We start from the raw sequence: 20,350 nt of genomic DNA, 5'->3' as shown, positions 1-20,350 counted from the left end.
AGCCGCGCCCTGAAAGTGGGGCCGACGAGACTCGAACTCGCACTGTCCACTACCTAAAAGTGGTGCCTCCTGCCAAATTGGGCTACGGCCCCACGTACAGCTTACTGGTACTCGGTCGCGGCCTGTTGCCTCCCCTGCACCATGTGCTGGTGATCGCGTGACAGTTGGGGCACAGGAACCGCAGGTTCTCGCGCCGGTCGTCGCTCCAGTCCCCGTTGATGTGATCGACCTCCAGCGTCATGGGCGAGCCGAGCCACTCCGGCCCGGTTCCGCACGCGGCGCACTCCTCGGGCATGCCTACTTCCAGGAGTGCCCTGCGGAGCAGATGGGTTCTCGTTCGACGGGTGCCGTCGTGCTGGACCAGGATGTCCCTGGCGCGCCTGAGCGGCGTGGTGCCCGGGCCGCCACGTTGATGTGCCTGCCCCAGGAAGTGGGTGGTGTCGAGAGCGTCCTCGGTCACCCAGCAGCGGAGCTGAGCCCGCAGCCTGGTGTTGTAGGGCTCCATCCCCAGCGCGCGGAGCGTACCCGCTATGGAAGTTGCTCCTTCGACCGCTCGGCGCAACTCGTCGGCGGTCGGCCTGGTGGGTGCTGCCCTCACTCGCCTCTGACGGGGCATGTGCGAGACGTCGATCCCGAAATGATCGAAGCGTCGGAAGAGATGGCGGCGCAGTTGGCCGTACGGCCGGATGCCGAAGAAGGCGATGACCTCGTCGATGTCGGAGCACTGCGCGGCGGCTTCGGTCAGCCGCTCCCGCGTGTACCGCACGCCGCTGCTCATGAAGCCCTGCCTTTGCCGCGACCCCGGTAACTATCCATTGTCGAATGGCAGTTGGGGCACAGGAACCGCAGGTTCTTGATGCGGTTGTCCCGCCAGTTGCCGTCGATGTGGTCGATCTCCAGAGGGAGCGGGTGCCCTCGCCAGACCGCGTCGGTTCCGCACCTGGCGCACCGCTCCGGCATGCCAGTCGCCGTCATCGCCCATCTGAGCCGATCACTCGGGATGCGCCGCGCCTGGCCGACCGGCTGGTCGACAAGCAGAGCCTCTGGCGTTCGGGGGCGCCGGACCTTTCCCCGCTGTGTCGGAACCTGGAAGTGCGAAACGTCGATGCCGTACGCCTTGATCCGGCGGCTGATGTGCGTGTGGTGCCCGCCGACGACCTCCAGCCCGAGATGCCGCAACACGTCGCACATGTTCGTCGACGCCGAAACCGCCTCCTGAAGGATCTCCCGTGTCCACTTCACCCCTTCCCGCTCGAAGTGTGAGACGTCCACCCTCAGCTTCTTCATCCGCTCGAAGACGTACCGCCGCGTCGAGCTCTTCGGATCCACCCCCAACCTCCCCAACGCCTCAGACAATGTCCGCGCCCCCCGAGCCGCCTCCTCCAGCCGCTCCTTGGTGTACGCACCGGCCCCCATCGAGCCCCCTCCGTTCCTCCGTGCTCGCCCACGCGTTCGTGGCCTCGCACGGAGTAACGAACCGCTTATCGGACAGTCACGCCCGAAATGCAAACGGCCCGGACCAGGTCACCCCGGTCCGGGCCGCTTCCAGTCGGTGAGAGCCGCCTCAGATCCCCAGATCCTTGATGATCTTGGCCACATGCCCCGTCGCCCGCACGTTGTACAGCGCCCGCTCGACCTTGCCCTCCTCGTCCACGATCACCGTGGACCGGATGACGCCCATGTACGTCTTGCCGTAGTTCTTCTTCTCGCCGTAGGCCCCGTAGGACTCGGTGACGGACTTCTCCGGGTCGGCGAGCAGCGTGATCTTCAGGGACTCCTGGTCGCGGAACTTGGCGAGCTTCTCCGGCTTGTCGGGGGAGACGCCGATCACGTCGTACCCGGCGCCGGCCAGCAGTTCCAGGTTGTCCGTGAAGTCGCAGGCCTGCTTGGTGCAGCCGGGCGTCAGTGCGGCCGGGTAGAAGTAGACGATGACCTTGCGGCCCTTGTGGTCCGACAGGGACACCTCGTTGCCATCGGCGTCGGGCAGGGTGAAGGCGGGGGCCACGTCCCCCGGCTGGAGTCGCTCGCTCATCGGACCAGCGTAACCGGGGAGCCTGACAGTGCGGTCCGGCGTGGAGCTGACAGACTGTCCGGAAACAGCATCAGCTTCACTTCGGAGGCCGTACGGTGGCGGACACGTCGGACACCAGAACACCGGCGCAGATCGAGGCGGACATCAAGCGCCGCCGCGCAGTGCTGGCCGAGACGCTCGACGAGATCGGGGTGCGCGTGCACCCGAAGACGATCGTCGGCGACGCCAAGGCCAAGGTCGTCTCGAACATCGACCACACGCTCGGACGGGCCTACGTCGGGGTCAACCGGGCCGTGAGCGATGTGCGGGCCACGTTCACCGACGAGGACGGCGCGCCCCGCCTGGAGCGCATCGTGCCCGTCGCGCTCGTCGCCGTGGGTCTCGTGGGGCTGCTGGCCCTCGGCACCCGGCGCCGCAGGGACTGAGCGACGGCGGACCCACCGGCGTACGGACGCGGCAAAGGCAGGTAGGTTCAAAGGCGTGAGCGCCAACAGAAACGAGCACAGCAGCCACCACGACAAGCTGCCCATCCGGATGCTGCACGACCGTGTACTCGTGCGGCAGGACACCAGCGAGGGCGAGCGGCGTTCCGGTGGCGGCATCCTGATCCCCGCCACGGCGGCCGTCGGCCGTCGGCTGGCCTGGGCCGAGGTCGTCGCGGTGGGGCAGAACGTACGGACCGTGGAGACCGGCGACCGGGTGCTGTACGACCCGGAGGACCGCGCCGAGGTCGAGGTGCGCGGGGTCGCGTACGTGCTCATGCGCGAACGCGATCTGCATGCCGTGGCCGCCGACCGGTTCGAGGGGGCGGAGGACTCGACGGGGCTCTACCTGTAAAACAGCGGTACCTGTAAGGCAGCGGTACCTGTGATTCAGTGGTTCGAGGGGCTGGTGACCATCGTCACCGGCCCCTTTTCCCGTTTCCTTGCTAGCTTTGAAGGAACCCGACGAGACGCGCCGTACCGGGACGAACGCAAAGACGACGCACCCCGCTCACCCGTCGACTTCGCGTCGATACGTCTCGGAGGTGCCTGTCATGGCCTGGGTTCTGCTTCTCGTCGCGGGTCTGCTCGAAGTCGGCTGGTCGATCGGTATGAAGTACACCGACGGTTTCACCCGCCCTCTCCCCAGCCTGTTCACCGGCGCCGGCATCGTGGCCAGCATGCTGCTGCTGTCGTACGCCGCGAAGTCGCTGCCCATCGGTACCGCCTACGGCGTGTGGGTGGGAATCGGGGCGGCCGGTGCGGCGGTGGTCGGCATGGTGGTGCTGGGGGAGCCGGTCACCGCCGCGCGGATCTTCTTCGTCTGTCTGCTGCTGGTCGCCGTGGTGGGGCTGAAGGCGACCAGCGGTCACTGATCAGGGCCGGCGCTCACTCCCGGAGGAGCGTGTTCCGCGGGCCGCCCGTGGTTCCCGTCGTTCCTCCGCCTCCGGTGTCCGCGCCGCCGGTCGTGGTGTCGCCGCCCGTGCTGCCGCCGGTGTCCGTCCCGCCGGTGGTCGTATCGCCCGTGGTGCCTCCGTCGGTCGTGGCTCCGTCGGTGGTGCCGCCGGTGGTGCCGCCGTCGGTGGTCGTACCCCCGTCCGTCCCGTCGGTCGTGCCGCCGGTCGTCGTGTCGCCCGTCGTGCCGCCGTCCGTCTGGCCCGGCGTCTCGCCGCCGGTCTGGCCCTCGGTGTCCTGGCCGCCGGTGGTGGTGTCCCCGGTGGTGCCGCCGTTGTCCTGGCCGCCGGTGCCCTGGTCGCCCTGGGTCGGGTCGGTCGTCGGGTACTGGGGTACGTCGGCGCCCTCCTGGAGTTCCAGGTCGAAGTCGCTGACCGGCTTGCCCTTCAGGGCCTCCTTGGTGAACTGGGCCCAGATGTCGGTGGGCGCGCCGCCGCCGTTGATGCGGTCGAGGCCCATCACGCCATACAGCGACTTGTGCTTGGCCGTGACCGGGTCCTGGCCCATGACGGCGACGACGGTGGCGAGGTCGGGGGTGTAGCCGGCGAACCAGGCGGCCTGGTCCTCCTCCGCCGTACCGGTCTTGCCCGCCGCCGGGCGGCCGGCGGCCTGGGCGGCGGTGGCGGTGCCGTTGTCGACGACGCTCTGCAGGACGGAGGTCGTGGTGTCGGCGGCCTCGCGGCTGATGACCTGGGCGGTCTTGCGCTCCGGCATCTCGATGACGTCGGCGCCGTCCTTGGTGACCTTCTCGATCATGGTGTATGTGCCGTGCTTGCCGTGGTTGGCGAGCGTCGCGTAGGCCTCCGCCATGTCGAGGACGCTGGCGGTGGCCACGCCGAGCGCGATGGACGGGGACGGGTACAACTCCGGGGTGGTGGACGGCAGGCCGAGCTCGACCGCGGTGTCCTTCACCTTTTCGGGACCCACGTCGACGGCCATCTGCGCGTACACGGAGTTGACGGACTTGTCGGTGGCCGTACGGACGTTGATGTTGCCGTAGGAGTACTGGTCCTCGTTCTCGGGGGCGTAGGCGCCCCCGGTCCAGCCCTGGACGGGGCGCTTGTTGGTGCCGTCGTAGATCGTGTTCGGGGTGATCGTGCGGCCGTCCTGCGTGGTCGACTCGTTCTGCACGGCCGAGGTGAACACGAACGGCTTGAAGGTGGAGCCGACCTGGAAGTCCCGGCGGGTGGCGTTCGGGGTGTACTGCTTCACGTAGTCGATGCCGTTGTACATCGCGACGACCTTGCCGGTCTTCGGGTCGACGGAGGCGCCGCCCGCGCGGACGTAGTTGTCGACCTTGTTGTTCTTCTTGTCCAGCTTGGACATCAGCTGGTCGTTGACGGCGTCTACGAAGGCGTTCTGCTTGTCCTTCTGCAGGGTGGTGGTGACGCGGTAGCCGCCGGCCTCCAGTTCCTCCGCGCTGACGATCTTGTTCTTGGTCAGATAGTCCTTGACGATCCCCACGATGTAACCGCGCTGCCCGGACAGGCCGGTGGAGGTCGCGGCCTCCTTCGGCATCGGGAACTTCATGCCCGCCCGCTTGCTCTCGGACAGCCAGCCCTTGGTGACCATGCCGTCGAGGACGTAGTTCCAACGGGCCACGGCCGCGGCCTTGTTCTCCGGGTGGGCGACCACGTCGTACTCGCTGGGCGCGTTGACCAGCGCGGCCAGGTAGGCGGCGCGGGCCGGGTCGAGGTCCTTGGCGTCCATGCCGTAGTAGGCCTGGGCGGCGGCCTGGATGCCGTAGGCGTTGCGGCCGAAGAAGCTGGTGTTGAGGTAGCCCTCGAGGATCTCGTCCTTGGTCACCTCGCGGTCCAGCTTGATGGCGATGAAGAACTCCTTCACCTTGCGGGTGACCGTCTGGTCCTGGGCCAGGTAGTAGTTCTTCACGTACTGCTGGGTGATCGTGGAGCCGGACTGCTTGCCCTTGCCGGTGGCCGTGTTCCAGGCGGCGCGCAGCATCGCCTTGGGGTCGATGGCGGACTCGGTGTAGAAGTCGCGGTCCTCGGCCGCCAGGATCGCGTGCTGGGAGCTCCTGGACATCTGCGCGAGGGTCACGTTCTCCCGGTTGACCTCGCCGTCGCGGGCGATCACGGAGCCGTCCGCGTACATATAGACGTTGGCCTGCTTGGTGGCGAGCGCGTTGGCCGGCGGGATCTTGACCATGGAGTAGCCGAGGAAGAACAGGCCGAAGAGCAGCAGTACGCCGATGACGAAGGTGCCGAGCACCGTCCGCCAGGTCGGGATGATCCGTCGCCAGCCCGTGCGTTTTTGCCGCCCCGGCTTCCGGTTCGGCTGTTGTGGCGGCTGCTGCTCGTCGCTCATGTCGTGCACGGACTCCTGTTTCGCGTCGTACGTTCCTGTACGCCTCGTACGCCTACTGCGCCCCCATTGAAGACTCTCGCACCAGGTGTTCCGTTCCCGGAAATGGCGCGTGTCCGCGGAAAGTGAGCAGGCTCTCGCGCGCCCCCCCGGGCGTCCCCGGAAATTGGCTGGCAGTCCCCGTCGTGCGCGCACTAGGCTCCTGCGCTTCGGTGTCGGCGGGCGAGGAGGGCTGTGGATGTGGGCTCGGGGCGGTTGTACTTAGCCGTCGCGGTGGGCGGATTCCGACGGTACGCGACGTATCGGGCGGCGACGCTCGCCGGGGTGTTCACCAACACCGTGTTCGGGCTGATCCTGGTGTACACGTACACCGCTCTGTGGGACGAGAAGCCGCACTTGGGCGGGTACGACCTGGCGCAGGCCGTCACCTATGTGTGGGTTGGCCAGTCCCTGTTCAAGACGCTCGCCAACGGCGGCGGGGGCGTCGAGTCCGAGCTCATGGAGCGTATCCGTACGGGTGACATCGCGGTCGATCTGTACCGGCCGGCCGACCTCCAACTGTGGTGGCTGGCAGCCGACTTGGGGCGGGCCGGCTTCGAGCTGCTGGGACGCGGAGTGGCGCCCTTCGTGTTCGGGGCGCTCGTCTTCGACCTGGCGCTGCCGACGGATGTGACGACCTGGGCCGCCTTCCTGGGCGCCGTGCTGCTCGCGATGGTGGTCAGCTTCGGCATCCGGTATCTGGTGGCGCTGAGCGCGTTCTGGCTTCTCGACGCCAAGGGCGTGGCGCAGATGGTGATGTTCACCGGGTGGTTCTGCTCGGGGATGATCCTGCCGCTGAACGTGTTCCCGGGCGCCCTGGGTGAGGTCGTACGGACCCTGCCGTGGTCGGCGCTGCTGCAGGCGCCCGCGGACGTGCTGCTCGGGCACGCCGATCCGCTGGGCACGTATGCCTTCCAGGGGATGTGGGCGGTGGTGCTGCTGGCGGCCGGGCGGATGGCGCAGGGCGCGGCGACGCGGAGGGTGGTGCTGCAGGGTGGCTGACACCAGCAGAGTCGTGGACGGGTTGCGTGCCTACCGCATGATCACCGCGATGTGGATCCGCTCCACGATGGCGTACCGCGCCTCCTTCTTCATGACCACGCTGGGGAACCTCACGGCGACCACGTTCGACTTCGTCGCGATCCTGCTGATGTTCTCCCGCGTCGACGAGCTGGGCGGCTACAGCCTGCCCCAAGTCGCCTTCCTGTACGGCCTGTCCAGTACCGCCTTCGGCCTCGCCGATCTGGCGCTCGGCTCGATGGAGAACCTGGGCCGGCGAGTGCGCGACGGCACGCTGGACACCCTGCTGGTGCGTCCGGCGCCGGTGCTCGCGCAGATGGGCGCCGACCAGTTCGGGCTGCGGCGGCTGGGGCGGATCACCCAGGGCCTGGCGGTGCTGATCTACGCGCTCGCCACGGTCGACATCGACTGGACGCCGCTCAAGCTGCTGCTGATGCCGGTGATCCTGGTCAGCGGCGCGGGGATCTTCGGCGCGGTGTTCATCGCGGGCGCGGCCTTCCAGTTCGTGGCGAAGGACGCCTCCGAGGTGCAGAACGCGTTCACCTACGGCGGCACGACGATGCTGCAGTACCCGCCGACGGTGTTCGCGACGGAGCTGGTGCGCGGGGTGACGTTCGTGCTGCCGCTGGCCTTCGTCAACTGGCTGCCGGCGACGTATGTGCTGGGGATGCCGATCCCGCTGGGGCTGCCCGAGTGGGTGGCCTTCCTGCCGCCGCTGGTGGCGGTGGGGTGCTGTGCGCTGGCCGGGATGGCCTGGCGGGCGGGGTTGCGGTCGTATCAGAGCACAGGGAATTGAGGGTTCATGGACGAGGGGTTCATCGACGTCAAGGGCGTCGAAAAGGTTTTCGAGGTGCGTAAGAAAGCCGGCTTCCTCAAACGCGAACGCCGCCAGGTACGCGCCGTCGATTCGATCTCCTTCCGCGTGGCGCGCGGCGAGATGGTCGGCTACATCGGCCCGAACGGCGCCGGCAAGTCGACGACGATCAAAATGCTCACCGGCATCCTGACGCCGAGCGGCGGCCGGCTGCGGGTGGCGGGCATCGACCCGTCCCGTGAGCGCACCCGGCTCGCGCACCGCATCGGGGTGGTGTTCGGGCAGCGGACCACACTCTGGTGGGACCTTCCGCTGATCGACTCGTACAAGCTGATGCACCGCATGTACCGCATCCCCGACGGCCGTTACCGCGAGAACCTCGACCGCCTCGTCGAACTCCTCGACCTGTCCGAGCTGTTGGACGTCCCGGTACGCCAACTCTCCCTCGGCCAGCGGATGCGCGGCGACATCGCGGCGGCGCTGCTGCACGACCCTGAGGTGCTGTACCTGGACGAGCCCACGATCGGGCTCGACGTCATCTCCAAGGCGAAGGTCCGGGAGTTCCTGCGGGAGTTGAACGCCGAGCGCGGCACGACGGTGCTGCTGACCACGCACGACCTGCAGGACATCGAGCAGCTCTGCTCCCGGGTCATGGTCATCGACCACGGGCGGATGATGTACGACGGCCCGCTCGCCGGCCTGCACGAGGCGGGGGAGAGCGAGCGGACGCTGGTGGTGGACCTGGAGCGGGAGCTGCCGCCGATCGAGGCGCCGGCGCCCGCACGGGTGGTACGGGTGGAGGGACCGCGGCAGTGGCTGGCGTTCCCGGCTTCGGAGTCGGCGGCGCCGCTGGTGGCGCGGATCGCGGCGGAGTATCCGCTGGTGGATCTGTCGGTGCGGGAGCCGGACATCGAGGCCGTGATCGCGAAGATGTACGTGGAGCAGACGGAGAAGACGGCGAACGCGGGGAACGCCGGGAACGCGGGCAAGGCGGTCTCGTAGCCCCGGGGCGGGGGTTGCTCGTAGGCTGCTGTACATGAGCGACGATGCCCCGGAGCTGCGTGCCTCAGACGCCGATCGTGAACGAGTCGCCGAGATCCTGCGGGACGCCCTCGCGGAGGGGCGGCTCGACATGGAGGAGTTCGAGGAACGTCTGGACGCCACGTACCGGGCGCGTACGTACGGGGATCTGGCGCCGATCACCCGGGATCTGCCCGCCGGTGCGGTGGCCGTTCCGAAGGTCGACATGGTCAAGAAGCCCGAGCTCCCGGACGGGAGTTGGGCGGACCGGATCGTAGGCGGCGGCGGTGAGGGGGCGTCGGCGTGGGGTGTCGCCGTGATGTCCGGGTTCCAGCGCAAGGGGCGGTGGACGGCGCCGAAGCGGTTCAACTGCTTCGCCTTCTGGGGCGGCGGGGAGATCGATCTGCGGGAGGCGAACTTCGCGGACCGGGAGATCGAGATCAACTGCGTCGCGATCATGGGCGGGGTGCAGGTGATCGTGCCGCCGGGGGTCGAGGTCGTGGTGCGCGGAATCGGGATCATGGGTGGGTTCGACCACCGTGAGGAGGGCGTGCCGGGGGATCCGGGCGCGCCGCGCGTGATCGTGACCGGGTTCGCCTTCTGGGGCGGTGTCGGGGTCGAGCGGAAGCTGACGCGGACCCAGCGGCAGGAGCTCCGGGAGGAGCGGCGGCGGGAGAAACTGGAGCGCAAGGCCGAACGCCGGGAACTGCGGGCGTCGACCCGGGACCAGGAGTACGAGGCGCATCGGGGGATGCTCGAGGAGCATCGGGACATGTGGCGGCATGCGCATGGTGAGCGCGGGAACCACCGGGTGCGGGAGCGGGACGAGGACTGAGCCGGGGTTTGCTGGGGCCCGGCGTGGGGGCCGGCGCGCGGGTTGGGATGCTCGCCCGCGCCGGTGGGGTGCCGCTCTTTGTGGGACGGGTGTCGTCCCAGTGGCACGGCTGTCCGCGGCTGGGTGGGCGCGAAGGGGCGCATCCGGGTGGGTGCGGCCGGCCGTGTCAGTCGGCCCGCACCGCAGGTCGCGCCCCTTACAGCTCCGCGGGTGCCGCGCCCTTCAGGTCCTGCAAGTTGAAGGTCTCCGCCATCCGCTCGTAGCCCTTGTCGCTCGGGTGGAGGTGGTCGCCCGAGTCGTAGTCGGGGCGGAACTTGCGGGGGTTGTACGGGTCCCGTACGGCCTCGTCGAAGTCGGTCACCGCGTCGAAGACCCGGCCCGCGCGGATCTCCGCGTTGATCTGCCGGCGTACGTTCTCGCGGGCGTCCGTGTAGCCGCGGTGGCCCTGGAAGGGCATCAGGGTCGCGCCGATGACCTTCAGGCCGCGGGCGTGGGCCTGGCGGACCAGGGTGCGCAGACCGTCGAGGATGCGGTTCGGGTCGGCGAGGTTCGGGTTGCGCAGGATGTCGTTGACGCCGAGGTCGATGACGACGACCTTGACGTTCGTACGGGAGAGGACGTCGCGGTCGAACCGGCCGATGCCGGCCTGGTTGTCCGCGGGGCGCCCGCCGCCGCTGGCGAGGATCTGGTTGCCGCTGATGCCCTGGTTGACGACGCTGTAGCGCGGCACGTTCTCGCGCGCCGCGATCGCCGTGCGCAGCCGGCGTGACAGGACGTCCGTCCAGCGGCGGTTGGCGTTCTCGGTGGACGTGATGCCGTCGGTCAGGGAGTCGCCGAACACCACGAGGGTGCCGTCGGACTCGTTGCTGAGGACGTCCAGTGCGGTCAGGTACCGCCAGGCCTCGACCCGCCCGGTGTACGCCACGCCGGTGGCGTCCTCGGTGAGGTCGCCCTGCGCGAGGTAACTGGTCTGGCGTGCGTGCGGGTGGAAGGTGACCGGGCCGGACCGGGTGGGGGAGTAGGTGGTGACCAGGACGTCGGTGTCCGCGGCGATCGCGAGGCGCACGGCGTCGCTCAGCACCTGCTGACCCGGCGGGACGACGACCGAGGGGTTGCCGCCGAAGGTCAGCCTCCGCATGGTGTCCGCGACGGCCGCCGCGGTGCCGGGGCCTGCGGCGACGGCGATCGACGCGTGCGTGATCGTCAGCGCCGACTGGCCGTAGAGGTTGGACAGCGTGATCCGGGCACTTTTGCCGCCGACACTCGTGTGCACGACGTTGCGGACCGAGCTGCCCGCCAGGCCCGCGACCTCGGTGCCCGGCTCGGCGCCGACCGGTGAGGCGGACCAGGCGCCGACCCAGATGCCGGTGGAGGCGGGGGCGGCGGGGTTACGTGGGGCGCCGTCCTGGGCAGGGGTGTTCTTGCTGGTGGCGCTGCCCTCGTCGGAGGCGAATCCGACGTAGATGGCGGCCGAAAGCGTGACGATCAGGGCGATGATCGCAGATAGCAGGGCATAACCGTTACGCCTGGTCATGCGGTGCGTGTCTCCTCGGGCGGATGGGAGCCCGAGGCTCCGATGTGATCACCTCATGATGCGTCATGAGGCAGAGGGGAGTTGCACGGACCCCCCATTGGGCCGCCGGACTTCATCCGGAGTTCGCCATCGACCTCCCCCCACCGGACAGACGCCGGGAACTCTTGATTCGTTCCAGGAGTCGGTCAGGAAGGGACAATGTGTGCGGGGGATCACTGGACGGGTGGAGCGGATGGAACGTACGAATCCGGATGTAACGGGAACACGAGGCATAGAGGAGCATGCCCGGCAGGATGTCGCCGATAACCGGCGCGTCCCCGTATCGGCCGTACGTGCGATGACGGCGTTCACCGCCGCCGACGAGGAGAAGGCTCGCGGCGTACGGCGGATGAAGATCACCGCGACCGGGATGCTGCTGTTCGTGGCGCTGGTGTACGTCGTCGCCAAGTGGGCGTCGAACGAGGGCGCCGGCGAGTGGGCGAACTTTGTCGCCGCGGCCGCCGAGGCCGGCATGGTCGGCGCGCTGGCCGACTGGTTCGCGGTCACGGCCCTGTTCCGGCACCCGCTGGGTATCCCCATCCCGCACACCGCGATCATCCCCAACAAGAAGGACCAGCTGGGGGTCTCGCTGGGCGAGTTCGTCGGGGAGAACTTCCTCTCCGAGGACGTCGTACGACAGCGCCTGCGCGCCGTCGGCATCGGCAGCCGGCTGGGCGGATGGCTGGCCGAGCCCGAGCACGCGGACCGGGTGACGGCGGAGCTGTCGGCGGCGCTGAGAGGCGCCCTGACGGTCATGCGTGACTCGGACGTCCAGGCGGTGGTGGGGGAGGCGATCACCCGTCGGGCCGACGCCAAGGACATCGCGCCCGGCCTGGGGAAGATGCTGGAGAAGATCGTCGCGGACGGCGGCCACAAGCGGGCCGTCGACCTGATCGTCGCGCGGGCGCAGAACTGGCTGATCCTGCACGACGACGAGATCATGGACGCGGTCCAGGGCGGCGCCCCCGGCTGGACCCCGAAGTTCGTCGACCGCAGGGTCGGCGAGCGCGTCTACAAGGAGCTGCTCCGCTTCGTCACCGAGATGCGCGACATGCCCTCCCACCCGGCCCGCGGCGCCCTCGACCGCTTCCTCACCGACTTCGCCTCCGACCTGCAGTCCGACACGGACACACGCGCGCGTGTCGAGCGGCTCAAGGGCGAGGTGCTGGGGCGTGGCGAGGTCCAGGACCTGATCGCGTCCGCGTGGACCGCCGTACGCTCGATGATCGTCTCGGCGGCCGAGGACGAGCGCAGCGAGCTGCGCCTGCGCGTGCGTGCCTCGCTGCTGTCGCTGGGTGCGCGGATGGCCGTCGAGCCGCGGCTGCAGGCCAAGGTCGACAGCTGGGTGGAGGGCGCGGCGGTGTACGTCGTCACCACCTACCGCAAGGAGATCACGTCCCTGATCACGGACACCGTGGCGAGCTGGGACGCCGAGCACACGACGAAGAAGATCGAGGCGCACATCGGCCGCGACCTGCAGTTCATCCGGATCAACGGCACCGTGGTGGGGTCGCTCGCCGGGCTGCTGATCTTTACGGTGTCGCGGGCGCTGGGGGCGTAGGCCTCCGGCGGTTGGGCGGGGGGCCTGCGGAGGCTCCGGTGGTTGGGCTGGGATGCCTGCGGCGGCCTGTGCGGGTTCGGTGGGGGTACGCGTAGCGCCTGTGGTTGGTGGGTGGGGCGGGGCCGCGCCGGGGGGGTCCGTCCTCGGACCGGCGGCCGGCCTTGGGCCGGGAGGTGCGGCGTGTTGAGGCTGGCCACTGTGGGCGGACACCCCCCGACACGTCCCCTCTCCGCCGTCGGCGGCTGCGGGTTGTCCGGGGCGACCGGGGGACCGAACCGAACCGGTCCCGGCTCTCCCCCGGTCAAGAGCCGGGACCGGATTCTTTCGCTCGGCCCTTACTGCGACTCGCGCCGGGCCCTGTCGCGGCGGCGCAGCAGGAGCAGGCCGCCGGCGAGGGCGGTGATGCCCGTGGCGGCGGTCCAGCCGACGATGTCGTTCGAGCCGGTGGCGGCGAGGTCACCGGAGGCGGAGGAGGCGGACGCGGAGGGCGATGCCGTGGAGCCGCCCGTCTGCGGTCGCGGGTCAGACCCCGATCCCGACGTCGACCCGGCAGCGGCGGACGTCGACGCCGACGCCGACGGGCTGGGCGAACCGGCCGTGCCCGTCCCCGTGGACTTGTCCCGCGTGAACGCCAGCGTGCCGAAGCCCAGTTGGTCGTAGCCGCCGCTGTTGGGGCCGTAGTCCCCGCCGCCGCCCTCCGGCCCGGACTTCACGGCGATCTGGGTGAGGTACGAGGCCGACAGGCCCCGGCGCTTGGTGTAGTGGTTGGCGATCAGCGCCCAGATGGGGCGGGTCATCGCCGGGTCGACGGGGGCGGCCTGGGTCACGGTCTCCGACCCCGACCAGCCGTTGATCGCGCCCTTCCTGCGGGTGTTCGCCGTGAAGGGGACCTCCCCGCCCATCGCCCACTTGGCGACGTACTGGGCGCCCTTGAGGAAGCGGCTGTCGTCGTAGCCGTACAGGTCGATGCCCTGGTTCCAGGCCATCTCGCAGAAGGTGCCCATCAGACCGACGCCGAGCAGGGCGTGTCCCTGGTCGCGGCCGGCCTCCAGCCACTCGGCGAGTCCGTCGTCGCGTACGACGGGGATGGCGTTCCTGACCGAGCCGAGACCCTCGCCGTGCTTGAAGTACTCGACGGCGCGGGCGACCTGAGCCTTGTCGTCGCAGAAGATGCCGCTGGCCAGGACGCAGCACATGGCGGCGAGGTCCCAGTTGGTCCAGTAGTTGCTGACGACGGCGCCGTTGTGCCTGGCCAGGAAGTCGTCGCTGAGCGACGCGAAGTGGGCGGTCAGCATCTCCTGGAAGCGGCCGAGCTCGAAGTCGGGGTGGTCGCGGACGAGTTCGGCCGCGTTGGCGATCTGGTAGCCCTGCAGACCGGCGGCCAGGAAGCGGTCCGCGCTGCCCTGCATGCTGGTCAGCTTGGCCGACCAGGCGTTGAGGATCGCGACGGCCGTGTCGGCGTGCGCACTGTCACCGCTGACGTGGTGGCGCAGGGCGTTCTGGTACGCGGCGTGGACGTCGTTGTAGAGGGTGGCGTAGTTCTGCGGCGAGCCCCCTCCCCGGTACACGATCTCCTGCGGGTTGGCCGTCCAGCCGCTCTGCGCGTGCCGGTTGGCGGTCAGCTTGGCGAATCCGGCCGTGTAGGGAGCGGCGCCGGCCTTCACCTTGGCGGCCATACGGTTGAGGTCGGCGCCGGTGTGCAGGAGGCCGGGGTGGGCGTAGGCGCCGGCCGCAACGGCAGGGGTCGGCAGCAAGGCCGTACCGATACCGACGGCTCCGGCTGCCGCGCCCGCGGCCTTGAGCATGCTCCGGCGGCTGATCTGTCGTGTCACGTCGTCATTCCTCGCGTGCCTGCGGCTGGGGACGGTGAGGAGACGCGGGAAGACTGCGGGGGATAACAAAAACTCCGTACGCCGATCAGGAGCGCATTCGATGACCATCCGCAGGATCGTCCCCGACGTCCACGTCGGATCCGAGGCAGCGATGCAGACCAGCCGGGACTTCTACGGCCTGCTCGGCTTCGAGGAGGTGATGCACATGGGCTGGGTGATGACGATGGCGTCCCCCGCCAACCCCACCGCCCAGATCAGCTTCTTCACCGAGGAACGCACCGCCCCCGTCGTCCCCGACCTGAGCGTGGAGGTCGAGGACGTCGACGCCGTGTACGCGCAGGTGGTGGCGTCGGGCGCGGAGGTCGTACGGGAGCTTCGGGACGAGGAGTGGGGCGTACGGCGGTTCTTCGTACGGGATCCGAACGGGCGGGTGGTGAATGTGCTGACGCACCTGCCCGCCGGACGGACGTCAGTCCGGGACGACGTGGGTGACCAGCCGTGACCGCGGGCCGGCGAACGCTCTGCGCAACGCCCGCGCCTCGCGGTCCCGCGAGGTGAAGACGCCGCGCTTGTCGACGTGGACGCTCACGACGTCGTAGCTGTCGACGACCTCGGAGACGCCGCCGACCTGGAGGGTGTCCCGCAGGGCCTCCGTGTTCCGGCCGAACCCCTCCGGCAGGCCGAGCGGGCCGGCGATGGCGTCCCAGAAGTCGTCGAGCGCGTCGAACGACCGCCCTCGCAGATCCACCACCAGCTCGGTCGGCGTCTTCTTCGGCATGGCGGGAGGGTAGCGAGCGTCGCCGGGGCTGGTCGACGGGACAAGCCCGTCGCCTCAGCCGTTGCGGTCCGCCACCGCCCAGGACGCCAGGGCGACCGCCCCCGCCACCCCGAACACGGCGGGCCAGGCGCCCACCTTCTTGGCCAGGTGATGCGAACCGGCGAAGGCGGCGACATACGCGGCGGTCAGCCCCCGCTGCCTTCCCGCCCGCCTGCTGCCGTCACTGCTGCGCGGCCGCGGCCCCCGCGACGGCCCCGCCGAGCTGCCGCTTCCTGGTCCAGCGGGCCACGCCGCTGTATCCGACAGCCGCTGCGCGGCGGGCACCTACGAGTCCGCCTGCGGCGACCACCGCGCTGGGGATCTTCGCCATGCTGCCTCCAACCACTTCTGCCGGGCCTTCGACCACTTCTGCCGGGCCTGGGAGAACCGAGGCTAACCGGCCTTGCTCTTGCGTATCTCGGCCCGGGCGCGCAGCTCCGAGGCGTACCCCGCGCCGATCGCGCCCCCGGCGGCCGTGAGGGCGAGGCCCAGGACGGCCGGGTTGACGTACCCGGGCACGTCACCGCTGTCGTAACTCCCGCCGTCGCTCGTCTCGCAGACGAACCCGAGGGGGACGTACGTGACCTTGTAGTCGACGATCTCGCTGCCCTGCTGGTGCCGTTCCCACCAGTCCGCCGTACGGCAGGGCCGGGGCGGCGACGAGTCGGTGCCGCCGTCCTCCGCCTCCAGGACCGCGCCGCTGACGGCGAGCAGCCCCCACGCGTACAGGGCACACGCGCCCACACCCGCGACGGCGGCTACGCGGCGCAGTACGGCGGGGCTGCCCGGGCGTCCCGGTCGCCCGCTTCTGCATCCGCGGCGACCTGGCCTGCGACGCCACGACGCCGGTGGCCGCGTTCGACTTCTTCCTCACCGACAAGCACGGGCGCTACGTACAGGACGGCAACGTCATGGCCCAGACCATCGCCCAGGAGGGCCTCAACGAGGTCTTCTGGTCCGAGTCCTGACCTGGGCTTTCGCTAATCTCGCTCGCGGTCGCCGCCGGTCCTCAGCCCGCAGGCCCGCTCCAGCACGACCGTCCGCATGCCCCCGGGCCCGCTGTCCTCGTGCGTCACGCGCAGCCCGGCCGTGTGGAGTTGCGCCAGCACCCAGGCGTGGGACAGCCGCAGTTTGCGGTAACTGTGGGCGGTGAGGGTCCAGTCGGCGTCCGAGCTGTCCCGGGTGTGGATGAGGTCGTGCACGACGACCGTGTAGTCGTTGTAGTCGTCCGGGTACTCCAGGAAGCAGGTCATGATCCGGTCCTCGGTGGCCCGGACCGGGAGGAAGCGGTCGGTGCCGGTGAGCGGGACCGTCAGGTCGCGGTAGCTGAACACGGCCGTCCCTCCGGGCATGAGCGCGTCGGCGACATCGGCGAAGAGGGCGGCCACATCACCCCGGGTCGGCAGATGCGTCAGCGTGTCACCCAGACAGAGGACGGCCCCCGCGGACCCCGGCCGCACGAGCTCCCGCAGGGCGGTGCGCACATCCGCCCGCACCGGCCGCACCGCCGGCATGTCACGGGCGTACGCCGCGAGTTCGCCCAGCAGCGGTCGGCTCAGATCGACCGCGAGGACGGAGTCGTAGCCCACACCGGCCAGGGCAAGGCTCGTATGCCCCGGCCCGCACCCGAGATCCACGGCGAGCGATCCGTCCCCCGGCCCCGAGCCCGGCACCACGCCCCACCCCGCGAGCAGATCGCGCTGGGCGGCGACGAGCGCGTCGAGATCACCGCCGAGCATCCAGGTGTAGTGCTCCGCGAGAAACCGGTCGTAGTGGTCGACGGCTTGTCCGACGGGCTGGTCGGTGGCGGCACCGGTGGTGGCGGTGGTGGCGGCAGTCGTCATGGACGGGGGCTCCCTTCGGTCCGACAGGCGAGGGAAATCTAGGCCGCGGTACGGGAGTTGAGCGCCTCGCCCGAACCAAATTCGGAACCCCGGGAAGAATGACGGCCATGGACGACACTGATTCGGCGATCCTCACCCATCTCCAGCGCGATGCACGGCTCACCAACCGCGAACTCGCCCGCAAGGTCGGCATCGCACCCTCCACCTGCCTGGAACGGGTCCGCGCCCTGCGCGCCCGTGGCGTGATCACCGGCTACCACGCGGCCGTACAGCCACGCCTGCTGGGCCGCTCGCTCCAGGCCCTGGTCTTCGCCCGGCTGCGTCCGCTGAGCCGCGAGGTGATCTACGACTTCGAGAGCTACCTCACCCAACTCCCCGAGGTCGTCTCGGTCTTCGTGGTCTCCGGCGACGACGACTTCCTCGTCCACGTGGCCGTCCCGGACATCGAGCACCTGCACGCCTTCCTCATGGACCGTTTCAGCGCCCGCCGCGAGGTGGTGAGCTTTCGCAGCTCGGTGATCTACCGGCAGTCGGGCACGCGTGTGCTGGCCCCCATGGAGACCTCGTGACCTTCAGACTCCGTCGAGCAGGGACGTGAGCCCGTGGTCGAGTTCCGGCCCCAGATCCTCTCTCCCCGGCTCGACGACGGCGTACGACCGTTGCAGAAACCGCCGGAGAGAGGCCGTACCGAATCTGATGACGGCCATGCCGTGCCCCGCGTGGAACTCGATGACCGTGCGGGACCGCTCGCCCGGCCGTATGCGTACGTCCCCGATCCCGGCGGCCGCCGCCAGCCCCTCCTCCAGCAGTGAACGGGCGAACGTCCAGGTGACGCCGTTCTCGTCGGCCGAGACACGGGCCGGGAAGTCGACGTGCACGGCGAAGGGCTCGGTGGCGTCGTAGCGCAGGGTGGGGCGGATCGGCAGCTCCAGGTAGCCGGGGGTGACGAGGCGGGCGCGGACGGGCTGTTCGAGGACGGGGCGCATGGTCGTCTTCTCTCTTTCTCTCTTGTTCTGTCTTGTGTTCTGTCCTGTCGGTGTCTGTGTGCCTTCTCGACCGGATGGCAGGCCGGTTGATTACGCCGAACCAGAAGACGGCCCCTGTGATCTAACTCACTCGAACCATTTAGTTGAGTTTTAAGTCATCTACGCTGACGAACTCGTCAGCCCTCATCAGCTCAGCAGGCAACTGGAGCGTTCCTGCCATGTCCGACGGTTCCCCCAAGGTGCCAGCCCAGGCGTCACCTCCCGCCTCCGCTTCCGCCACCGCCTCGTACGCCCGCATCTACGAGGAACAGCAGCCGCGCCTGGTCGCCTACGCCCGCTCGCTCACCCGGAACAACTCCTGGGCCGCCGAGGACCTGGTCGCCGAGGCGCACTTCCGTGTCTGGCGGCGGCTGTCGGCGGGGCACGAGATCGAGAACGTACCGGCGTACCTGATGACGACCGTGCGGCACCTGGCGGCCACGGCCGGCGGCGAGGCGCGCGAGACCCCGCACGACCCGCGGACCGCCGAGCGCACGGAGGTCTCCGTCCACGCGGAGGACCCGGCGGACCCGGCCGAACAGGTCTCGGAAGTGGACCTGCTGGTGCGCGTGCTGGGCCAACTGCCCGAACGCTGGGTACAGGCCCTGTGGCTGGCGGAGGCGGAAGGCCAGCCGCTGGAGATGGTCGGACAGCGCATCGGCGCCAAGCAGGGCGCAACGGCCGTACTCCTGCACCGCGCCCGCGAGGGCATGCGCCAGGCCTTCCTCCGTTCCCAGACCGGCGCCCCCGACGACCCCGCGTGCGAGGTCCATTGGGTGCGCATGCCGGCCTACGTCCGCGGCAACGCGACACCACGCCAGTCGGAACGCCTGCTCGCCCACGTGGACACCTGCGACGACTGCCGCGGCCGGCTCGCCGTCCTCATGCGCGCCAACGACCGCCTGCCCGCACTGGTCGGCCCGGCCCTGCTGGTCTTCGCCGTGGGCGGCACGGGCAAGTTCCTGCTGTCCTTCGTCGCCGGGTCCGCCGGCGCCACAGCCGCCCTGAGCGGCCAGGTCGGCAGCGCGCTGCACGCGGCCCGTCAGGCCATGACCGGCGGCGCGGGCGGCGCGAAGGTGCCGACGGCGATCGCGGCGGGCGCGACGGTCGCGGGCGCGGCCCTCGCGATGATGCTCGCCCTGGGCACGAGCACCCCGTCTCCGACCCCGCCCCCGGACCGGGTACCGCTCGCGGACGCGCCGGTGGCCTCCCGGCCGTCGGAGGGGCCGGGTGCCGGGGCGGCGGAGCCGGGTGGATCGGGTGGCCCGGCGGGGGCGCGGGAGGCGAAGGACGCCGAGCAGGCGGAGCACCGCCGGATGGACAGCGGGGGCGGCGCTTTGACTGCCGATGTCGTCGCTCCTGCCGCTGATGCGGATACGTCGGTGAGCGGCGTGGTGGCTGAGGCTGAGCCGGGAGCTGCTGCGGCCGAACCGGTGGTCGCAGCGCCGGACGCCGATGATCCGGCACCGCCGCACGAGGAGCCGGTGATCGAGCCCCCGGCGGCCGACACGCCTCCGCAGCACGAACCGACGCCGGGAGCCGAAGACCCGGCCGCTCCGGCACCGGGTGCTCCGGCACCGGCTGCTCCGGCACCGGCGGACCCCGCGCCCCCGCAGAGCGACACTCCTCCGCAGAGCGACACTCCTCCGCAGAACGAGCCGACGCCGGGGACTGAAGACCCGGCCGCCCCGGCACCGGCGGATCCCGAACCGGCGGACCCCGCACCGGCCGACCCGGTGGACGAGCAGCCGGATGAGCCGGGGCAGGAGACGCCGCCGTACCCGGATGCTCCGGAGGCCCCGGGGACCGAGGTTCCGGCAACACCGGCACCCTCGCCCACACCGGAGCCGTCGACACCAACTCCCGTAGCTCCGACGCCGATTGAGGAGACGTCGGAGGCCCCGGAGCCCCCGGAGGCCCCGGAGGTGCCGGAAGCCCCCGCCCCTCCGGAGACGACTGGCCCCGCACCCGTCCCCGACCCCGCACCCCAGCCAACACCCGAGCCCCCCGGAGACGGCTGCGGGCACTGACCGGAGGCCGGGCGGGCAAGCTGCCCGTCCAGCCTCTCCAAAACTCCCCAACCCCTTCCACCCCAATCCGTTCGCGAATTCGGCACTCTGCCCGCGGAATTCGGAAATGGAGATGGTGGCGACCTGCCCGCAGCGCTACGCTTCGGAATT

21 protein-coding genes, 1 tRNA gene, 1 pseudogene and 1 riboswitch are annotated in these 20,350 nt (G+C 70.1%); of the genes and pseudogenes, 11 read left to right on the top strand and 12 right to left on the bottom strand.

Annotated elements, in window-relative coordinates; all coding sequences use genetic code 11:
* Positions 1 to 16: 16 nt before the first annotated feature.
* The 4 genes from ADL12_RS17230 to bcp form a co-directional block, all read right to left on the bottom strand.
* A tRNA-Leu gene (locus tag ADL12_RS17230) sits at positions 17 to 92 on the bottom strand.
* Positions 83 to 778 carry an HNH endonuclease signature motif containing protein gene (locus tag ADL12_RS17225; RefSeq protein WP_062703349.1) on the bottom strand — a complete coding sequence of 232 codons (696 nt, stop codon included), beginning with the start codon at positions 776 to 778 and terminating at the stop codon, positions 83 to 85. Before ADL12_RS17225 ends, ADL12_RS17230 begins: the two co-directional genes overlap by 10 nt.
* A complete protein-coding gene (locus ADL12_RS17220; protein ID WP_062703347.1) occupies positions 775 to 1,416 on the bottom strand; it encodes an HNH endonuclease signature motif containing protein in 642 nt (213 codons plus the stop codon). The genes ADL12_RS17225 and ADL12_RS17220 overlap by 4 nt, the downstream gene beginning before the upstream one ends.
* A 148-nt stretch (positions 1,417 to 1,564) precedes the next feature.
* Positions 1,565 to 2,032, bottom strand: coding sequence for a thioredoxin-dependent thiol peroxidase (gene bcp, locus ADL12_RS17215; protein ID WP_062703340.1), 468 nt, complete (start codon positions 2,030 to 2,032; stop codon positions 1,565 to 1,567).
* A gap of 95 nt (positions 2,033 to 2,127) precedes the next feature.
* Between bcp and ADL12_RS17210 the strand changes: the two genes are divergently transcribed.
* The 3 genes from ADL12_RS17210 (at position 2,128) to ADL12_RS17200 (ending at position 3,389) form a co-directional block, all read left to right on the top strand.
* On the top strand, positions 2,128 to 2,457 hold the full coding sequence (locus ADL12_RS17210; protein WP_062703338.1) for a DUF3618 domain-containing protein: 330 nt from the start codon (positions 2,128 to 2,130) through the stop codon (positions 2,455 to 2,457).
* Positions 2,458 to 2,512: 55 nt separating this feature from the next.
* The gene (locus tag ADL12_RS17205; protein WP_062703335.1) at positions 2,513 to 2,869 is read left to right on the top strand and encodes a GroES family chaperonin; all 357 of its coding nucleotides are present in this window, start codon (positions 2,513 to 2,515) and stop codon (positions 2,867 to 2,869) included.
* Between the two features lie 81 nt (positions 2,870 to 2,950).
* A riboswitch (guanidine-III (ykkC-III) riboswitch) is annotated at positions 2,951 to 3,021 on the top strand.
* Between the two features lie 47 nt (positions 3,022 to 3,068).
* Positions 3,069 to 3,389, top strand: a complete 321-nt coding sequence (locus ADL12_RS17200) for a DMT family transporter (RefSeq protein ID WP_062703333.1) — start codon at positions 3,069 to 3,071, stop codon at positions 3,387 to 3,389.
* Between the two features lie 13 nt (positions 3,390 to 3,402).
* Here ADL12_RS17200 and ADL12_RS17195 read toward each other — a convergent pair whose 3' ends face one another.
* A complete protein-coding gene (locus ADL12_RS17195) occupies positions 3,403 to 5,793 on the bottom strand; it encodes a transglycosylase domain-containing protein (protein ID WP_062703331.1) in 2,391 nt (796 codons plus the stop codon).
* 237 nt (positions 5,794 to 6,030) lie between these two features.
* On the opposite strand from ADL12_RS17195, the gene ADL12_RS17190 reads away from it, so the two are divergent.
* From ADL12_RS17190 to ADL12_RS17175, 4 genes are read left to right on the top strand one after another with little or no spacing between them, the layout of a single operon-like run.
* On the top strand, positions 6,031 to 6,831 hold the full coding sequence (locus ADL12_RS17190; protein WP_062703329.1) for an ABC transporter permease: 801 nt from the start codon (positions 6,031 to 6,033) through the stop codon (positions 6,829 to 6,831).
* Between the two features lie 37 nt (positions 6,832 to 6,868).
* Positions 6,869 to 7,645 carry an ABC transporter permease gene (locus ADL12_RS17185; RefSeq protein ID WP_244187925.1) on the top strand — a complete coding sequence of 259 codons (777 nt, stop codon included), beginning with the start codon at positions 6,869 to 6,871 and terminating at the stop codon, positions 7,643 to 7,645.
* Between the two features lie 6 nt (positions 7,646 to 7,651).
* Positions 7,652 to 8,665: an ABC transporter ATP-binding protein gene (locus tag ADL12_RS17180; protein WP_062703327.1), complete on the top strand. Its 1,014-nt coding sequence runs from the start codon at positions 7,652 to 7,654 to the stop codon at positions 8,663 to 8,665.
* Between the two features lie 34 nt (positions 8,666 to 8,699).
* Positions 8,700 to 9,518 carry a DUF1707 SHOCT-like domain-containing protein gene (locus ADL12_RS17175; protein WP_062703325.1) on the top strand — a complete coding sequence of 273 codons (819 nt, stop codon included), beginning with the start codon at positions 8,700 to 8,702 and terminating at the stop codon, positions 9,516 to 9,518.
* A 196-nt stretch (positions 9,519 to 9,714) separates the two neighbouring features.
* Here ADL12_RS17175 and ADL12_RS17170 read toward each other — a convergent pair whose 3' ends face one another.
* Complete coding sequence (locus tag ADL12_RS17170) at positions 9,715 to 11,052, bottom strand: SGNH/GDSL hydrolase family protein (RefSeq protein WP_062703323.1); 1,338 nt, start codon at positions 11,050 to 11,052, stop codon at positions 9,715 to 9,717.
* Positions 11,053 to 11,284: 232 nt separating this feature from the next.
* On the opposite strand from ADL12_RS17170, the gene ADL12_RS17165 reads away from it, so the two are divergent.
* Positions 11,285 to 12,652: a DUF445 domain-containing protein gene (locus ADL12_RS17165; RefSeq protein ID WP_107119939.1), complete on the top strand. Its 1,368-nt coding sequence runs from the start codon at positions 11,285 to 11,287 to the stop codon at positions 12,650 to 12,652.
* 335 nt (positions 12,653 to 12,987) lie between these two features.
* Here ADL12_RS17165 and ADL12_RS17160 read toward each other — a convergent pair whose 3' ends face one another.
* Entirely contained in the window at positions 12,988 to 14,457 is a 1,470-nt protein-coding gene (locus ADL12_RS17160; protein ID WP_062703319.1) for an alginate lyase family protein, read from the bottom strand.
* A 127-nt stretch (positions 14,458 to 14,584) separates the two neighbouring features.
* Here ADL12_RS17160 and ADL12_RS17155 point away from each other — a divergent pair, with 127 nt between their 5' ends.
* Entirely contained in the window at positions 14,585 to 14,986 is a 402-nt protein-coding gene (locus tag ADL12_RS17155; RefSeq protein ID WP_062703317.1) for a VOC family protein, read from the top strand.
* Here the strand turns inward: ADL12_RS17155 and ADL12_RS17150 are convergent.
* The 4 genes and pseudogenes from ADL12_RS17150 to ADL12_RS17135 form a co-directional block, all read right to left on the bottom strand.
* Entirely contained in the window at positions 14,954 to 15,262 is a 309-nt protein-coding gene (locus ADL12_RS17150) for a barstar family protein (RefSeq protein ID WP_062703316.1), read from the bottom strand. The two genes, ADL12_RS17155 and ADL12_RS17150, sit on opposite strands and share 33 nt — an antisense overlap.
* A gap of 54 nt (positions 15,263 to 15,316) precedes the next feature.
* A pseudogene (locus ADL12_RS17145) lies at positions 15,317 to 15,632 on the bottom strand (hypothetical protein).
* A gap of 62 nt (positions 15,633 to 15,694) precedes the next feature.
* Positions 15,695 to 16,045: a hypothetical protein gene (locus tag ADL12_RS17140; protein WP_244187920.1), complete on the bottom strand. Its 351-nt coding sequence runs from the start codon at positions 16,043 to 16,045 to the stop codon at positions 15,695 to 15,697.
* A gap of 236 nt (positions 16,046 to 16,281) precedes the next feature.
* Positions 16,282 to 17,145: a class I SAM-dependent methyltransferase gene (locus ADL12_RS17135; RefSeq protein WP_079052086.1), complete on the bottom strand. Its 864-nt coding sequence runs from the start codon at positions 17,143 to 17,145 to the stop codon at positions 16,282 to 16,284.
* Positions 17,146 to 17,252: 107 nt separating this feature from the next.
* Here ADL12_RS17135 and ADL12_RS17130 point away from each other — a divergent pair, with 107 nt between their 5' ends.
* The gene (locus tag ADL12_RS17130) at positions 17,253 to 17,714 is read left to right on the top strand and encodes an Lrp/AsnC family transcriptional regulator (RefSeq protein ID WP_062703473.1); all 462 of its coding nucleotides are present in this window, start codon (positions 17,253 to 17,255) and stop codon (positions 17,712 to 17,714) included.
* 3 nt (positions 17,715 to 17,717) lie between these two features.
* Here ADL12_RS17130 and ADL12_RS17125 read toward each other — a convergent pair whose 3' ends face one another.
* The gene (locus ADL12_RS17125) at positions 17,718 to 18,131 is read right to left on the bottom strand and encodes an SsgA family sporulation/cell division regulator (protein WP_062703312.1); all 414 of its coding nucleotides are present in this window, start codon (positions 18,129 to 18,131) and stop codon (positions 17,718 to 17,720) included.
* 218 nt (positions 18,132 to 18,349) lie between these two features.
* On the opposite strand from ADL12_RS17125, the gene ADL12_RS17120 reads away from it, so the two are divergent.
* Positions 18,350 to 20,200 (top strand): sigma-70 family RNA polymerase sigma factor, encoded by a 1,851-nt coding sequence (locus ADL12_RS17120; RefSeq protein WP_062703310.1) that lies wholly within the window; start codon positions 18,350 to 18,352, stop codon positions 20,198 to 20,200.
* Positions 20,201 to 20,350: the final 150 nt, after the last annotated feature.

Source organism: Streptomyces regalis, assembly GCF_001509475.1.
Classification (GTDB): domain Bacteria; phylum Actinomycetota; class Actinomycetes; order Streptomycetales; family Streptomycetaceae; genus Streptomyces; species Streptomyces regalis.
Note: the sequence above shows the minus strand (reverse complement) of the source record. Positions and strands in the feature narration are given on the sequence as shown.

Coding starts and splice junctions, on each gene's coding strand:
- ADL12_RS17175 (WP_062703325.1), top strand. CDS start 8,700: ATGAGCGACGATGCCCCGGAGCTGCGTGCCTCAGACGCCGATCGTGAA.
- ADL12_RS17200 (WP_062703333.1), top strand. CDS start 3,069: ATGGCCTGGGTTCTGCTTCTCGTCGCGGGTCTGCTCGAAGTCGGCTGG.
- ADL12_RS17225 (WP_062703349.1), bottom strand. CDS start 778: ATGAGCAGCGGCGTGCGGTACACGCGGGAGCGGCTGACCGAAGCCGCC.
- ADL12_RS17195 (WP_062703331.1), bottom strand. CDS start 5,793: ATGAGCGACGAGCAGCAGCCGCCACAACAGCCGAACCGGAAGCCGGGG.
- ADL12_RS17185 (WP_244187925.1), top strand. CDS start 6,869: ATGATCACCGCGATGTGGATCCGCTCCACGATGGCGTACCGCGCCTCC.
- ADL12_RS17130 (WP_062703473.1), top strand. CDS start 17,253: ATGGACGACACTGATTCGGCGATCCTCACCCATCTCCAGCGCGATGCA.
- ADL12_RS17120 (WP_062703310.1), top strand. CDS start 18,350: ATGTCCGACGGTTCCCCCAAGGTGCCAGCCCAGGCGTCACCTCCCGCC.
- ADL12_RS17170 (WP_062703323.1), bottom strand. CDS start 11,052: ATGACCAGGCGTAACGGTTATGCCCTGCTATCTGCGATCATCGCCCTG.
- ADL12_RS17220 (WP_062703347.1), bottom strand. CDS start 1,416: ATGGGGGCCGGTGCGTACACCAAGGAGCGGCTGGAGGAGGCGGCTCGG.
- ADL12_RS17165 (WP_107119939.1), top strand. CDS start 11,285: ATGGAACGTACGAATCCGGATGTAACGGGAACACGAGGCATAGAGGAG.
- ADL12_RS17135 (WP_079052086.1), bottom strand. CDS start 17,145: ATGACGACTGCCGCCACCACCGCCACCACCGGTGCCGCCACCGACCAG.
- ADL12_RS17125 (WP_062703312.1), bottom strand. CDS start 18,131: ATGCGCCCCGTCCTCGAACAGCCCGTCCGCGCCCGCCTCGTCACCCCC.
- ADL12_RS17180 (WP_062703327.1), top strand. CDS start 7,652: ATGGACGAGGGGTTCATCGACGTCAAGGGCGTCGAAAAGGTTTTCGAG.
- bcp (WP_062703340.1), bottom strand. CDS start 2,032: ATGAGCGAGCGACTCCAGCCGGGGGACGTGGCCCCCGCCTTCACCCTG.
- ADL12_RS17160 (WP_062703319.1), bottom strand. CDS start 14,457: ATGCTCAAGGCCGCGGGCGCGGCAGCCGGAGCCGTCGGTATCGGTACG.
- ADL12_RS17150 (WP_062703316.1), bottom strand. CDS start 15,262: ATGCCGAAGAAGACGCCGACCGAGCTGGTGGTGGATCTGCGAGGGCGG.
- ADL12_RS17155 (WP_062703317.1), top strand. CDS start 14,585: ATGACCATCCGCAGGATCGTCCCCGACGTCCACGTCGGATCCGAGGCA.